This window comes from Paraburkholderia oxyphila NBRC 105797, from assembly GCF_000685075.1.
Lineage (GTDB): Bacteria > Pseudomonadota > Gammaproteobacteria > Burkholderiales > Burkholderiaceae > Paraburkholderia > Paraburkholderia oxyphila.
The window spans coordinates 20,357-35,731 of record NZ_BAYD01000010.1; the positions used below are offsets into that span (position 1 = coordinate 20,357).

At 61.8% G+C, this 15,375-nt stretch carries 13 protein-coding genes and 1 riboswitch; of the genes, 9 read left to right on the top strand and 4 right to left on the bottom strand.

Annotated features, from left to right (window positions below; translation table 11 throughout):
- Positions 1-74 precede the first annotated feature (74 nt).
- Complete coding sequence (locus tag BO1_RS50260; RefSeq protein WP_043284247.1) at positions 75-1,631, bottom strand: MutS-related protein; 1,557 nt, start codon at positions 1,629-1,631, stop codon at positions 75-77.
- Positions 1,628-3,163, bottom strand: coding sequence for a MutS-related protein (locus BO1_RS08980; protein WP_028217274.1), 1,536 nt, complete (start codon positions 3,161-3,163; stop codon positions 1,628-1,630). Before BO1_RS08980 ends, BO1_RS50260 begins: the two co-directional genes overlap by 4 nt.
- 167 nt (positions 3,164-3,330) lie before the next feature.
- Positions 3,331-3,396, bottom strand: a riboswitch (Fluoride riboswitch).
- A gap of 497 nt (positions 3,397-3,893) precedes the next feature.
- Between BO1_RS08980 and BO1_RS58910 the strand changes: the two genes are divergently transcribed.
- The 9 genes from BO1_RS58910 to BO1_RS50265 all read left to right on the top strand — a co-directional run bounded on the left by BO1_RS58910 (position 3,894) and on the right by BO1_RS50265 (position 14,054).
- Positions 3,894-4,481, top strand: coding sequence for a hypothetical protein (locus tag BO1_RS58910; protein WP_156992183.1), 588 nt, complete (start codon positions 3,894-3,896; stop codon positions 4,479-4,481).
- Positions 4,482-5,009: 528 nt separating this feature from the next.
- Positions 5,010-6,125, top strand: coding sequence for an ABC transporter substrate-binding protein (locus BO1_RS08995; protein ID WP_028217275.1), 1,116 nt, complete (start codon positions 5,010-5,012; stop codon positions 6,123-6,125).
- A 107-nt stretch (positions 6,126-6,232) separates the two neighbouring features.
- Positions 6,233-7,171: an ABC transporter permease gene (locus BO1_RS09000; RefSeq protein ID WP_028217276.1), complete on the top strand. Its 939-nt coding sequence runs from the start codon at positions 6,233-6,235 to the stop codon at positions 7,169-7,171.
- On the top strand, positions 7,168-7,959 hold the full coding sequence (locus BO1_RS09005) for an ABC transporter permease (RefSeq protein ID WP_028217277.1): 792 nt from the start codon (positions 7,168-7,170) through the stop codon (positions 7,957-7,959). The genes BO1_RS09000 and BO1_RS09005 overlap by 4 nt, the downstream gene beginning before the upstream one ends.
- A gap of 33 nt (positions 7,960-7,992) precedes the next feature.
- On the top strand, positions 7,993-9,060 hold the full coding sequence (locus tag BO1_RS09010) for an ABC transporter ATP-binding protein (RefSeq protein WP_028217278.1): 1,068 nt from the start codon (positions 7,993-7,995) through the stop codon (positions 9,058-9,060).
- Positions 9,061-9,303: 243 nt separating this feature from the next.
- Entirely contained in the window at positions 9,304-10,215 is a 912-nt protein-coding gene (locus tag BO1_RS09020) for a LysR family transcriptional regulator (protein ID WP_028217279.1), read from the top strand.
- 185 nt (positions 10,216-10,400) lie between these two features.
- Complete coding sequence (locus tag BO1_RS09025; RefSeq protein ID WP_028217280.1) at positions 10,401-11,624, top strand: CaiB/BaiF CoA transferase family protein; 1,224 nt, start codon at positions 10,401-10,403, stop codon at positions 11,622-11,624.
- A gap of 37 nt (positions 11,625-11,661) precedes the next feature.
- The gene (locus BO1_RS09030; protein ID WP_028217281.1) at positions 11,662-12,456 is read left to right on the top strand and encodes an enoyl-CoA hydratase; all 795 of its coding nucleotides are present in this window, start codon (positions 11,662-11,664) and stop codon (positions 12,454-12,456) included.
- A 179-nt stretch (positions 12,457-12,635) separates the two neighbouring features.
- Positions 12,636-14,054: an MFS transporter gene (locus BO1_RS50265; RefSeq protein ID WP_052409403.1), complete on the top strand. Its 1,419-nt coding sequence runs from the start codon at positions 12,636-12,638 to the stop codon at positions 14,052-14,054.
- Positions 14,055-14,224: 170 nt separating this feature from the next.
- Here BO1_RS50265 and BO1_RS50270 read toward each other — a convergent pair whose 3' ends face one another.
- Both BO1_RS50270 and BO1_RS09050 read right to left on the bottom strand, forming a co-directional pair.
- Positions 14,225-14,485, bottom strand: coding sequence for a DUF4148 domain-containing protein (locus BO1_RS50270; protein WP_043284250.1), 261 nt, complete (start codon positions 14,483-14,485; stop codon positions 14,225-14,227).
- A gap of 483 nt (positions 14,486-14,968) precedes the next feature.
- Positions 14,969-15,331, bottom strand: a complete 363-nt coding sequence (locus BO1_RS09050) for a BON domain-containing protein (protein WP_028217282.1) — start codon at positions 15,329-15,331, stop codon at positions 14,969-14,971.
- Positions 15,332-15,375 lie beyond the last annotated feature (44 nt).

A 15,375-nucleotide genomic window follows, 5' to 3' on the forward strand; every position in this document is an offset into this window, starting at 1 on the left:
GGGCACCGGAAAGATCACGGCAAGGGCACCGTAGTTCTACCGCCCCGGCACGCCCGCGACCCTGCCCCCGGGCGTCAGGTTTCGTCCACTCTGGACAGGGTTCCCTGGGACTGCGTATTTTCATCGGTCTCGGTCCACGACTCGCCGAAGATCTCTTGATACAGGTCCTGACCGAAGCTTGTCTGCAGTGGTTTGGCTTCCACCAGCCTGAACGTGCGGACACCGTCGTCCCGACGCTCGGCCCGCAGGAACATCCGCGGGTACGGATCCTCGTCATGGAGGCCCTTCGCCAGTGTGTAAAGGTGGGTCACGAGAAAGACCTTTACATGGTGCTCAAGCAATGCATCGACGATCTGCCGGCCAATTTCAGCGCCTTCCCGCTCGTTGGTCGACGCAAACGACTCGTTAGACAGGAACAGGCCGTTTTCAACCAGATGATCCACCACCTCGCTCATTCGCTTTAGCTCCTCGTCGAACTTGCCGCCATGCATGGTTGCGTCTTCCTCGCGCTTGTAGTGCGTGAAGATCGCCTGCGCAACATTGGCCTCGAATTCCCGGGCGCCGACAAATATCCCTGCCTGTAGCAGGATCTGGGCGATCCCGATGCTGCGCAGAAAAGTCGACTTCCCGCCCTGGTTCGCGCCCGTGACCACAACGAGGTCCTTGCCGTTTGCATCCGCGTCGTTCGCCACGGGTGCCTGCTCCATGCGCAAGGCGAGGCTGACGTCATACAGTTGCTGGCACCGGTGCCGCCGCTCACGAGGCGCGTGCGGCACAGGAAAGCAGACGGGCATCTCACGTCGCAGGAGTTCATTGCGCAGGTTCAGGCATCCAAGGTAGAAGCCCAGTTCCGCGCGAAGCATGAAGAAGAAGCTCTTGATGTGGTCGGCGGACTGCGCCAGTGCGTTCGCCACATGGTTGATGCCCCGTGACTCGAGCTCACTGAGCGCGCGCGCGCCATTTTCGTCCCGGTCCGGAATACGGAACGTACGCGACGGTGGTCCCTTCGTCAGCAGGCGCCTGAAAAGGTTGGGATCCTTTTCATGAGGCTTCCTGAGCACGTAGTGTTCACCCTTGTTCCCCTTTCCGGGACACGCGCTGATCAGCACGCCATGACTGAATTTGAGCTCCTTCAAGCACCGCGTGATCGTCACGAAATACTCGTCAGTCAACTCCTCGATGATCATTGCGTAAAAGCGACGAAAGCCCGATGACCGGAACTGCCCGACGTTATCGTCGGCCACGCGGCGTAGCTTTCCCAGCACGCCCAGCATTGCCTGAACCAGATCCCGCGCGCTGTGCAGGACGCTGCTTGCCGAAGCACCCATTGCCCAGTAGAAGCTTTTCCTTTCGACCTCCAGCGCCTCGACCGCAATCGCGTATAGCTGCCTGACGACCGGCTCATGCTCGATACAGTCCTTGAGCACTGCCTGGCGGTACAGGATCTCGTCGACGTTGCTCAGGCTAAGGGGAACGACCTTCCTGACCGTGTCATAGAGATATTCATCGCCGGCGGCCATGGCCTGATAGACGGTGTTCAGTTCCAGGTCCTGGTTGAGTGTCCGCTCGTTCCAGTATTCATCGCGACGCCAGGGAAAATCACTGGCGACATGGAGCAGGCAGGCTTTCATGATGCGAGACGCTCCTTGATGCGTTCATAGGTGAGCCCATATTGCTCGGCCACGGAAAGCGCATAGGCCCGGCCATCGGCCGGGCGCCTGCGAACCCGGAAGGTGCGAACCGAGGGACTGTCGGGTTTGATCTCGCTTACCATGCTCACGGTCTGCGGACCCAGCCGCGCGAGCTCCTCAATGAACGTCACGCAGACGCACAGCGCGTCGCGCGCCATGATTTCACCGATGATCCTGCGGCAGAGAAACAGCGCATCGGCGAGCGTGGTCGAGCTGAAGATCTCGTTCATCAGGATGATGCTGTTTGGCGTGGAGGCTTGCAGGATGGCGTGCATGCGCATCAGGTCGTCCTGAAGCTTGCCGCGCAGGTCGAGGGTATTCTCCTCGCGCTCGAAGTGCGCAAAGAGTCGATCGTAGAGAAAGAGATGCGAGTCGCGTCCCGGGACCGGACAACCCAGTTTGGCGAGAAAGTGCAGTTGACCGAATGTTCGGGCAAATGTGGTTTTGCCACCGTTGTTGGGTCCTGAAACCACGAAGATCCGCTCCCGGCCCTCAAGAAAAAGGCCGTTGCAAACAACGGCGGCCTTGTCTGCGCAAAGTTTGTGGGCGAGCACGAGATCAAAAGTCTCTTCGCAGCGGATCGACTTCCTTGTGCCGGATACTACGGGATAGCTGAACTGCAGACCCGCGTCCCGACACAACTGGATGTAATTGCGGTAGGCGATGTAAAACTGAATCTCACGATCAAAGTCCGCAATTGTTGCGTCGAGAAAGTCCGCATGGTCGGAGCAGAACGCATCCAGCAGCTGGAACGGTTGCGGATTGAGTTCTGCGACAAAGTCGAGTATGTGCGCCTCGACGTGGTTCATCTCCGGCCAGTCCTTCTGCTCCACGCTGTGGTCCTTGACCGCACCCTGCTTGAAGCGTTCGAAGATTCCCAGAACGTAGGCGCCGTAGTCCTCCTCGTCATCGTAGTTGAGGACGGTGACGGCGCTCCCGTCGAGGTGAATGCAGTAGCGCACGCCTGCCAGCGCGCCCCTGACTTCCTCGATGTCGCGGCAGAGCTTCATGAAAGGCCCGGAACCCACGTGGCCGGTGAGCCACGTGCCGAAGCGCTTCAAGCCGCTGGAATGCGGTCCAGCGTCACTGAGCCCGTCACGGAACGCTCCCACGCCCTGGCAGTAATGCGTCGCAGCTGCGAGCAGCCACCACTGCTTCTGCCGCCGGTAGTAGAGCCGCTGCGCCTCGCCCAGACAGGTCCGGGTTTTTCGCATGGCGAGTGAAAACGCCTGAATGGCAAGCAGCAGGTCTGGACCGTCGAGGTCCCGCATGACCGCGTGCCGATAAGTGACGGCGCTTTCCCGGTTCAGCTCTGCGCGAAAGAACGGCGTGAGCTTGTATTCGTCAAACCCCCGTGTCGCCTCGCTCACAAACTGGTCTAGATTGAGATCGCCGAAGAAGTCCGGTTCGGCTACGTCCCCAGACGGTGGGCCGTCCTCGGGCGTCTCGAAGAGGATGCTATGGAATTCCATTTCTACCCCTTGTCTACCCGCAGGCGCGGTCAACGCGCGCAAGACCACCTCCGGCTAGCTGAAAAAGCCGGAACGGGTGTTGGGGATCTGGGAAACGCCGCCATCGCGGCACAGACTCGGCAAGAGTTGACGCGCTTCTCGGGCGCACGCCTGCAGTACCTGTTCCCAGGCCTGTAGGCATCATTAGCCCCGTGGGGGCAGTTTGAGGGAGGAATGCCATCTCCCGTTTGCAGTCTACGCTGACGCGATCAGGCTTACAAGGGCCGCCGGCAGTCCGGGCATTGGGCAGGTCAGGCCGGACGGGACGCCCGATGTACGTTGCAACTTCCTCGCCCGCAGCGCATCGCGTTCAACGTTCGCAACCGAGCGTATCGCGCTGCTTCCCGCGCTTGACGAGCTGCATCTGCCCAATGCCCCCGCTTTGCGGACGCGCCATCGGCCCGGCAATGTGCGAGAACCAACAGACAGGTTGAAGTCGTCCGGCGCTAAGTGTGTCGATGACAAGTCCGCCAGCGCGAACCCGTCGACACGAGATATTTCACAAGAAGCCGGCAAAGGCATGACTGCCGGGAGCGCCGATGTGGCCCTGACGTGCACGAATGGGCGGATATGCGATGGGTATCGGGTCAGGAATTGGGTTGCGTGCGCCGCTTTCGCTCATACCTGCATGTCGACTCGGCGAGTCAGGTGCAGCGTGAACGCACCCGGAGAGTCCCTACGGAGAGTCACCATGCCCCTTAAGCCAGAGCAAGAAAAATCAATCAATTCGTCCCTGAAGCAGTCAGGGGTGGAGTTTCTGTCGGCTAGCGGGGTGATGGGCAAAGGGTGTACGGCCGAAGAAGCAATCTCCGAAAAAATCGGTGAAGGCACCGCGTCAGCCGCTTACGAGTATTCGCTATTTTGCACGGATGACAGCAAGAGGCGCGAAGCGCAATTGATATATGCTGGCAATACCCTGGCCTCGTTCACGATCTTATCCAGCGGTAGCGTGATTTTGCGGCCAATGATCAAACCCCTTGTGGAAACACTGTCCGGAAAACCCGGGCCTGATACGAGCGCCAGGGATGTCATGGAGAAAAGAGCAGGATCGGATGATTTGTTTCAGCATCCCAAAGATCTTCAAGAAGCGTTTTTGCCTTCCACGGAATTAATAGCATTCTTGCGATATCCCAAGGCCGACACCATAGGTTTTGCTAAAATTTTCTCAGCAAGACCGGAAATTAACGGCTTTCAAGCCTTTGCTTATGGAAGCCCAATTTTAGCTTTAGGAATAGTTCTATTCGCAAAGAGAATTCATAAGCGCATCAGTAGCCGTTGAAACGACCGACGCTTACATTCCAGCCCCTGTTGGCATTCATCTTCCTCGCATCATTGAGGGGCTTGCGGCGGGGATTGCGGCCAGACATTTGATTAGCACAACGATTAAATCGCAGTCCATGACCAGCCAGACTGCGGATTGAAGAAGTTCAGCCCGCTTTCGTCGTTCGGGAACGGCCACTCGTGCACCTTTGGTGCCATCTGGCCGCCCATGCCGCGCTGGCGCTTTGGCACACGCAAGCACTACGGCCCCCGTCGTCCCCGTTCGGAGCGCTCGCCGCCGCGCGCGACGTGGCCCCGGTCTGCCGCGCGATATACTGTTTCGCGCCGCGGGTTTGCGCATGCAGGCCGACAGGGTGAGCGAGCGGCGCACGCACGGCCACTTGTGCAGTGCGGCGTTGACATGATTTTTACGGATCACACCGATATGATCGGCCCTGACGTGCTGTCTTGAGCACGGTCGCGCCGCAGACGTCGTAGCGAGTGCTTCTTCTAACGTAGCAAATTTCGGCAGAGGATGGAAAATACAATGAATCCGACCCGGTTGCGTTACCCCCTCCTTTCGATGTCTGCAACCGCGCTGGCGGGCGCAGTGGCAGCCGGCACCGCATTCGCGGCACCGCCCGAAGCGCTGCTCGCTGCCGCCAGACAGGAAGGGCAGCTTACGGTGATCGCGCTGCCGCACGACTGGTGTGGCTATGGTCCGATGATCGCCGACTTCCAGAAAAAATATGGCATCAAGATCAACGAGCTGAATCCGGATGCCGGCTCGGGCGATGAACTCGAAGCGATCAAGGCGAACAAGGGCAACAAGGGGCCCCAGGCGCCGGACGTGATCGACGTGGGCCTGTCGTTCGGACCGTCGGCGAAGGCCGCCGGCCTGCTGCAGCCGTACAAGGTGGCAACCTGGAAATCGATCCCGGATGCGTCGAAAGATGCCGAAGGCTACTGGTACGGCGACTACTACGGCGTGCTTGCGTTCGAGGTGAATGCCGACATGATCGACAAGGCGCCCACGGATTGGTCGGATCTGCTCAAGCCCGAGTACAAGAATGCGGTCTCGCTCGCCGGCGACCCTCGCTCGGCGAATCAGGCAATCCAGGGTGTCTATGCGGCCGGCCTGTCGCAGACCAGGGGCGACCCAGGCAAGGCCGATCAAGCCGGTCTCAAGTTCTTCGCCGACCTCAACAAGCGCGGAAACTTCGTGCCGGTGATCGGCAAAGCGGCGTCGCTGGCGCAAGGTACAACGCCGATCATCGTGCGCTGGGACTATAACGCACTCGCCGACCGCGATACGCTAAAGGGCAATCCGAAGGTGCAGGTGATCGTGCCGAAGACCGGCGTGGTCGCGGGCGTCTATGTGCAGGCGATCAGTGCATACGCGCCGCATCCGAATGCGGCGAAGCTGTGGATGGAGTACCTGTATTCGGACGAAGGGCAGATTGGCTGGCTGAACGGATATTGCCATCCGATGCGGTACAACGAGCTGGTCGGAGGAAAGAAGGTGCCGCAGGCGCTGCTCGACAAGCTGCCGCCCGCTCAGTCTTACAAGAATGCGGTGTTCCCCACGCTTCAGCAGCAGGACGCAACGAAGGAGACAGTCACGAGGCACTGGGACGAAGTGGTCGGCGCGAACGTGAAATAAGCGCGCGAAAGCGGCACGGTGCCCGGCCGGCGCCGTGCCTGAATTGCCCATCCCGGATCGCGCATGCGCGGTCTGTTCGTGACAGACTGTTTGTCTGAGGGTGAGTGATGAGTGCTTCATCGGATGTCGGTTCCGGTCAGTCCGAAGTGCGGGTCGCGTCGGCGCCCACGCCCAACCCACAGGTCAGTGGACCGGGAAGATTGTCCACGGCGTGGACACTGATCGGCGTGTTGCCGTTTTTCGTCTTCGCACTGCTGTTTCTGATTCTGCCGACCGGTTTTCTGATGGTGGGGGCGTTTCAGGACGCACAGGGGCATTTCACGCTGGCGAATTTCCGCGACCTGTTCCAGCAAGACGTGCTCGACGCGTACTGGATCAGTTGCAAGGTCAGCGCGGCGTCGGCGTTCGGTGGGGCGCTATTCGGTTCGTTGCTCGCGTGGGCCGCGGTGCAGGGCAAGTTACCCGCCTGGATCCGCCCCACGCTGATGACGTTTTCCGGTGTCGCATCGAACTTCGCCGGCGTGCCGCTCGCGTTCGCATTCATCTGCACGCTCGGCCGCGTCGGGCTCGTGACGATGCTGCTGAAGAAGTACGCGGACATCAATCTCTATTCGACCGGCTTCAGCATCCTGAGCTTCTGGGGCCTGACGCTGACCTACCTGTACTTCCAGATTCCGCTGATGGTGCTGATCATCACACCTGCGCTCGACGGCTTGAAGCGCGAATGGCGCGAGGCCTGCGACTGCCTCGGCGGCACTGCCTATCAATACTGGCGCTATGTTGCACTGCCGGTGCTGTGGCCTGGCGTGCTCGGCGCGACACTGCTGCTATTCGCGAACGCGTTCGGCGCGGTCGCGACCGCGTATGCACTCACCGGCAGCTCACTGAACATCGTGACGATCCTGCTGTATGCGCAAATCCGCGGGGACGTGCTGCACAACCCGAATCTCGGCTACGCACTCGCGCTCGGCATGATTCTCGTCACCGGTTTGTCGAACGGCGGCTACCTCTGGCTGCGCGCGCGTGCCGAAAGGGGTCGTCGATGAACCGTCAGTCCCGGGTTGGAGCGTGGACCGCGATGATCGTCGGCACGCTGTATTTCCTGATTCCGCTGATCGCGACCTTCGAGTTCAGTTTGCGGATGCGGCGTGGCGTTTATAGTTTCGAGGCGTATCGCGTCGTGCTGTCCGACGCGCACTTCCAGGCGTCGTTTGGATACTCGATATTGATGGCACTGCTGACGATCGTCGTGGGCGTCTTGCTGGTCGTGCCGACCGCCTACTGGGTCCAGTTGCGCCTGCCAAAGCTGCGCGGCATCGTCGAGTTCATTACGCTGCTGCCGCTCGTGATTCCGGCGATCGTGATCGTGTTCGGCTACCTGCGCATCTACAACAGCAGCTCGATCCTGCCGCTCACCAGCAATGAACGCGCGACCGATTTGCTGCTGGTGTTCGGCTACGTCACGTTGTCGCTGCCGTATATGTATCGTGCGGTCGACGCTGGCCTGCGCGCGGTCGACATCCGCTCGCTAACCGAGGCCGCCGAATGTCTCGGCGCGAACTGGCCGACCATTCTGTTCAGGGTGATCTTTCCAAACATCCGCTCCGGCATTCTGTCCGGCGCGTTTCTGACTTTTGCGGTGGTGATCGGCGAATTCACGATCGCCAGCCTGCTCGACCGGCCGGCGTTCGGCCCGTATCTGCAATTGATCGGCGCTAATCGGGCGTATGAGCCTTCGGCGCTCGCGATCATCGCGTTTGCGGTCACCTGGGCGTCGATGGGGCTGATCCAGGTGTTCGGCTCGGCGCGCCTGCTCGGCGCACCGAAGCCCTGACTCACCGATGACAAGGCGCTGAGGCATCCAGAGATGGCATTTCTCGAGATCGACAACCTGCACAAGACTTTCGGGTCGAATATCGCATTGCATCAGTTCGATATGCATATCGAGCGAGGCGAATTCATCACCTTCCTCGGTCCGTCGGGATGTGGCAAGACGACCGTGCTGCGGATGATTGCCGGCTTCGAAACGCCCACACGCGGCTCGATTCGCATCGACGGGCGCGACGTCACGCATCTGCGCACGCGGCAGCGCAAGGTCGGCATGGTGTTCCAGTCGTACGCACTGTTTCCGAACATGACCGTGGCTGACAACATCGGCTTCGGGCTACGCGTTGCACGTCGTCCACAGGAAGAGATCCGCCGGCGGGTCGAAGAGATGCTTGAGCTGATCAAGCTGCCGACGCTCGGCGAGCGCTATCCGTGGCAATTGTCGGGCGGGCAGCAGCAGCGTGTCGCCCTCGCCCGGGCGCTGGCGAGCAAGCCGCAAGTGTTGCTGCTCGACGAGCCGCTATCCGCCCTGGATGCGAAGATTCGCATCTCGCTACGTCAGGACATTCGCGCTTTGCAGCGTGAACTCGGCATTACGTCGATCTTCGTCACGCACGATCAGGAAGAGGCGCTGTCCATTTCCGATCGGATCGCGGTAATGAACGAGGGCCGCGTCCAACAGATCGGTACGCCGCTCGAAATCTACAACTATCCGCGCACGCGGTTCGTCGCGTCTTTTGTTGGCACGCTGAATATTCTGTCCGGCCATGTCGTCGATCCGGCAAGCGGGAAGATGGCGGTCGACGGCCAGGAACTCGTGACCGCGCACGAGCTGCCCTCCGGTGACACCGGCAAGAAGCGGCTGCTTGCGCTGCGCCCCGAGGCGATCGTGCTCGAGTCGCCGGCGCCGGGGCGCAATACGTTGACGGCCACCGTCGAGGAGGTGAGCTTTCTCGGCGCTGTGGTGCGGATCCGAGCGCGGGTCAAGGAGGCGGTGATTTCGCTCGACGTTTTCAACGACCCAAACCGCAATCTGCCCGAGCGCGGCCAACCTGTCGCGTTGGGATTCTCACATGAGAATCTGCTGGTGCTCGAGGAAGGTGCGTGACCTCGGCCCGCATCATGGCAGCATTCGCCTGATCGGCCATGCCTATGGCGAGGGGGCCGCTTACGTGCCGCTGGCCTTGCGTGCGCAGCAACGCTGAACCGAACTGGAACAGGAGACGGCGCTGCGAAGCAACGGTAGCTGTCGCCCGCGCCTGCCCGCTTTCCCGCGTTTGCCCCGCTTGCGCCCACCTTCCGGCGGCTGGTAAAAGTGTTTGCGGACCCAAACCAACGCCCTGCCTGCGAAATGAAATACGAGTTGACGGATTTGCGCCTCTTCTTCGCGATCACCGAGACGCAGAGCCTCGCTGCCGGCGCGGCGAAGATGCATCTGTCACCGCCTTCGGCCAGCTACCGGCTCAAGAATCTCGAGCAGGCCGTGGGCGCCACCCTCTTCGTGCGCGGCCCCAAAGGGATGGATCTCACGCCGGCAGGCCAGGTCCTCCTCGATTACGTGCGCAACGTGCTCGCGTCGCTCGAGCGAATGCATGGCGAGGTCGCGCGTTTCACAAATGGCGTCAAAGGCCATATCCGGCTCGTCTGCAACAGTAGTTGTCTCGTCGGCTTGACCACCCCGCTCAGCCGCTTTCTCGCGGTTCACCCCGGCATCAATGTCGACCTCGAGGAGCGCCCCAGCGAAGACATCTCGCGTGCAGTGGCCGAAGGGGCCGCCGACATTGGCCTCCTCGCCGGCGACGTCGACGTCCATCCGCTCGCCGCTATCGAGTACGCCGTCGACGAACTGATCCTCGTCGCAGCCATGCAGCACCCGCTCGCCACGCGGCCGCAGATCCGGTTCGCCGACGCGCTCGACTGCGATTTCGTCGCGATGGGCCGCAGGAGCAGCAACTACCATTTCCTGCTGCAGATCGCGGGCAAGCTGGGGCGACGCCTGAACGTGCGCGTGAACGTGGAAAGCTTCCCGGCGGTATTGCAGTTCGTCGAGCAGAACGTGGGCGTCGCGATCGTGCCGCGCAGCGTTGCCGCGCCGATGATCGCAAGCGGCCAGATCGCCGGGATCGCGCTGGACGAACCGTGGGCTTATCGCAACCAGCGTGTCGTCGCGGTGGACTTCGAGCGGCTGCCCTCGTTCGTGCGTCAGTTCGTCGATAGCCTGGTCGCTTCGCATCCTGAGCACGGCGACCTGCCGGGCAGTTGATACGGATTTCCATTTCGGTTGCGACGACCGGCTTTCAGGTCTTCCTTCGGGTCTTCCTTCAGGTCTTCCATAAGCCTTCGAATTTCCCGACGCCAGCATTCGAAACTTTCGACTGGTTTGCGCGAAACGCACCTGCCTATACTGCGTGGCACCTCAACCTGAGCGTCGATCCGCCACGCAAGCCCATGCTCAAGCAAGCAATGAAGGACATCCGGGTTCTCGATCTGTCGAGAATCCTCGCCGGCCCCTGGTGTACGCAGAATCTTGCCGATCTCGGCGCCGACGTCATCAAGATCGAACACCCCGGCAGCGGCGACGACACGCGCGGCTGGGGACCGCCCTTCCTCGAAATTCCCGGCGGCGACGATCGTTTCTCCGCCTATTTCCTCGCCTGTAATCGCGGCAAGCGCTCGATCGCCATCGACTTCGCGAAACCGGAGGGCGCGGCGCTCGTCCAGCGACTGGCCGCGCAGGCGGACGTCGTGATCGAGAATTTCCGGTCGGGAACGCTCGCGAAATACGGGCTCGACTACGCGTCGCTGAACGCACTGAATCCGCGCCTTGTCTACCTCTCGATCACCGGCTTCGGGCAGGACGGCCCCATGGCGGGCAAACCCGGCTACGACTACGTGTTCCAGGGCTTCGGGGGCCTGATGAGCTACACCGGACACCGCGACGACGAGCCCGGCGCCGGCCCGCTGCGCGCGGGCGCCTCGGTTATCGACCTGTCCACCGGGATGTACGCGAGCGTCGCCGTGCTAGGCGCACTGCTGATGCGCGCCCAGACCGGCACGGGCCAGCATATCGACCTCGCACTGGCCGACGTCGCCGTCGCGATCAACGCCAATCAGAACCTGAACTATCTTGTATCGGGACGCCCGCCGGTGCGTACCGGAAACAGCCACCCCAATCTCGCCCCCTACGAGGTGTTCGCGTGTGCGGACGGTCATCTGATTCTCGCGATAGGCAACGACGCGCAGTTCACGCGCTTCTGCGCGCTGGCCGAGTGCCCCGAACTCGCGCGCGACGCGCGTTTCGTCACCAATGCGCAACGCCTCGATCATCTCGTCGAGCTGCGCCGCGAAGTGGCGCACCGGCTCTCACGCAGGACGCGCGCCGAATGGCAGAAGCGATTCGATGCGGCGGGGATTCCCTGGGGGCCGATCAATACGCTCGACCAGGTGTTCGACGATCCGCAGACGAAGCACCGCCAGCTGCGGCAAACGCTCCTGCACCCGGCGGCGGGCGAGATCCCGACCGTCTGCAACCCGCTTGCGCGCTCCGCTGCGCTCGAAACGCGCGCGCCGCCGCTGCTTGGCGAGCACACACGCGAAGTACTGGCCACGTTGAATCTCGACGATGCGGCAATCGCGCAGCTCGAAGCGAGCGGCGTGGTGCGCACGCATTGATCAATACAACGAATTAATCGCCAACAAGGAGACACTCATGTCCGACACGCAACGCTACTACGAACTCGCGCGCGACGCGCGCGACGTCGTCACGCTCAGCATCGTCAACGCTGGCAAGATGAACATCATCGGCACCCCGGCGATAACGAGCCTGACCGAGGCCCTTGCCCGGCTCGCCGCCGACAGGAGCGTACGCGCGGTCATCCTGACCGGCAGCGGCGAGCGCGCGTTTGTCGGCGGCGCCGACCTCAACGAGATGGTCAAGCTGAACCCCACCAGCGCGCGTGCGTTCATCCGGCGTCTGCGCGACCTCTGCCATGCTGTGCGCACGCTGCCGGTCCCGGTGATCGCGCGCATTCAGGGCTGGTGCCTCGGTGGCGGCCTCGAACTCGCCACCGCCTGCGACCTGCGCATCGCCGACGCGGGCTCGAAGTTCGCGATGCCGGAAGTCAAGGTTGGCATTCCTTCGGTGATTCATGCGGCCTTGCTGCCACGCCTGATCGGCAGCGGCCGCACGCGCTGGCTGCTGATGACCGCGCAGACCATCGACGCACGCCGCGCACTCGAGTGGGGTTTCGTCGACGTGGTCGCCGAGGGCTCGCTCGACGCCGAGGTCGAACAGGCGGTCGCCGACGTGTTGTCGTGCGGTCCCGAGGTCATGCGCTCGCAAAAGGCGTTGCTGAACGCGTGGGACGAGATTTCGCTTTCCGCAGGCGTCGAACTGAGCGTCGACGCATTCGGCAGCGCGTTCGAAACCGGGGAGCCCGCGCGCTATATGGGCGAGTTCTTCGCGCGCAAGGAGGCGTCGAAAGCGCGCCAGGGGAGCGCGTAGAAGGATGGGTTAACGACGTGCGAAGGCCGGATTCGGCAATGACGATTTGCCGTGCCCGGGCGACTGGCACAGACTGAATCGCCCGTTCGAGCCCGATTCAATCCAATAAAGCAATCAGCCGACAATCACCCGGCGGGCGTAAACAATTTGTCAGTTGCAAGGCAAAACAGGAGACAAACTTGAAATCGACACCTTCCGTCGCGTCAAGCGAAGGCGAACTCATTGCCCGCCTCGACCGCATCCCGACATGGCCGCATTCCCCGGCTGTGTTGTGGGTTGTCGGCATCGGTTATCTGATCGCGTTTTTCGACATCACGAACGTGGCCTTTGGCCTGCCGGTTTTCAGCAAGGTTCTTCATCTGAGCACCTCGCAGCAGGCCCTGCCGATTACCGCGAGCCTCATCGGCTATGTGGCCGGCGCATGGCTCAACAGCAATCTCGCCGATGCGATGGGCCGCAAGGCCGGGCTCGCATGCGCGACCCTGCTGTTCACCGCTGGCTGTATCGGCACCACGTTTTCCAACAGCCTCTCGTCGATGGTGATCGGCCGTCTCGCGACAGGCATGGGCATTGGCGCGGAAATTGCCGTGATCTCCGCCTATATCGGCGAAATGGCGCCGGCCCCCGTGCGCGGCCGCTACACGGCGCTCACGAACGTGTTCGCCATGCTCGGGCAGGCCGTAGTGCCCATCATCGCTTTGTGGCTCGTGCCGCATTTCGAATGGGGCTGGCGCGCCATGTTCCTGCTTGGCGCGCTCGGCGGCCTCACGCTCTTCGCGTTTCCGCTGCTGCCCGAGTCGCCGCGCTGGCTGCTGAGCCGTCAGCGTGTCGACGAAGCACGCGCCATCGTCGAGGCCGCGGAAGCGAACGTGCTGCGCCGCACCGGCAAGTCGTTGCCACCGCCGCTGCCGTTTGTGGCCGAAATCCATGCGAGCGGCTTTCCGACCCTCGCCCTCTTTCGTCCGCCCTTCGTCGGGCGGCTCGTCCCGCTATTTCTGCTGTGGTTCGTCTGGTACATCGGCGCGTATAGCTGGCTCGGACTCGGTCCCACGTTCTTCGTCGCCCACGGCTACACGCTGACCAACAGCATCCTGTTCCTGCTCGCGACCTCGATAGGCTGCCCGATCGGCTCGCTGCTCGCCACGGCGCTCGGCGACACCTACGAGCGCAAACATGCGATTCTCGTCGGGATGGTCGTCTGGACGCTGTCGTTCGTCGCGATCGGCACAATCGATACGCCAGTCGTCATCATGGTGGCGGTCGGGCTCATCTCGGCCTCGCTCGGCTTCTTCCTGCCGCTCATGTACGCGCTCACTGCCGAGAGCTTCCCGACCCGCGCACGGGCAACGGGCGTGTCGCTAACCGACGGCATCGGCCACTTCGGCGGCGCGGCCGGCCCCGTCATGGCGCTCGCCGCGTATGACTGGGGACGTATCGGCTCGGGCTTCACCACCGTGTTCCTGTTCATGGCGGCATCCGGCCTGATCACCATGCTGATCCTGCCGTTCACGATCAAGGCCACACGGCGCTCGCTCGAAGCCGTCACCGGCGAAGTCGAAGCCGATACCGCGGTGGAACCGAACGTCGCACTGCAATAACGTGCGAAGCCGGGCGGGCGGCACAGGTCACGCCGAACGCCCTGCACGCCGGCACGCAATCCGCCTCAGCCGGACGCCTTCATCGGCCCGTGTCCTGAAGCCTGCTTACGCCACTTCGAGGTTGACGTCGCCGGGCACCGCGTTAACTGAGGAACGTGACAAAGCCATTCCTACTTGCCAGATTGCGACGTGCTGCCGGTACCCGCGCCGTAAGCTGTGTTGCTGCTGTTCTGTTGCGCGACAATGGTTTCAGCGCGCTGAATGTTTGCCGGGTAGTGCATCCAGTCGCCGGGGTTGTAGCCAGCCTGTTCAAGCTGTGCGAGTTGTTCGCGGACTTGCGCGCGCGTCACGGGCTGGGTCGACTGCGCAAAAGCAGCGAGCGGAGCGACAATGAGCGCAGCGATGGCAAAGGTCTTGACGATCGACTTCATGATGACTATCTCCAACTCCAGCGATTATTTTGATGTGAACTACAAACCCCTATGTTTGTAGCAAGCACACGGAGTATATGAGTTGGATGGAATTGGGGCAAATACCTAATTCAGCGATGAACTATTGCGGAAACTGAGATAGTCGGGCTCGGTGTCTGGCTTGCCGGCAGGCGAGGGGAAGGCTTATGCCGTGCCGGGCGGCCATGCGCTTGCATTCGTTGGCGCCAGCCTCACGGCTGCAGCACAGGCGAATCGATTCACGCAGTAGTAGCGGTAAAGATTGGTGCGCCAATGTCTCTCGCACCGTCATTGGGCACCTTGCATGGCAGGCGGCTTTGATCCACGCGAATAGCCAATATGCCTCTTATAAATATGGACACCTTATCGCTTTTACAGGCCATCGGACTTCATCCCCTCGAATTTCCTTGTTGACTCCGGCCGGCAGCGGCAAGATGCTCGCGCCGGCCTGCCTGCGAGAGAGAACTACAGCCCCGGTTGCTTGATAGTGAGGCTCTCGTGGACTTCAGTGACGCCCTGAACGCCCTGCGCAGCCGAAACGGCGAGCGGAATCTGGCTGGAGTCCGGCACAGACCCGCCCAGGGTGACCACGCTGCCCTTCGCGATCACCACGATGGCGCTCGAATTCAGCCCCTTGACCTTCACGAGCACGCTGCGCACCCGTTTCGACAGCAGCCGATTAGCCTTGCGCATCGCCTTCGCGCTGGGTGCCGCGCTCGCCGCCGCCGGGGTGCCAGTTTCGGTATCGCTGGCCTGTGCATACGCGGCCGCCGTGCCCAGCACGACAAACGCAGCGACCGTCCATCTGATCAGAGTGTGCTTTTTCAATTTTGAATGTCCCTATTGAGTGGTTTCCATCAACGTGGTCAAAG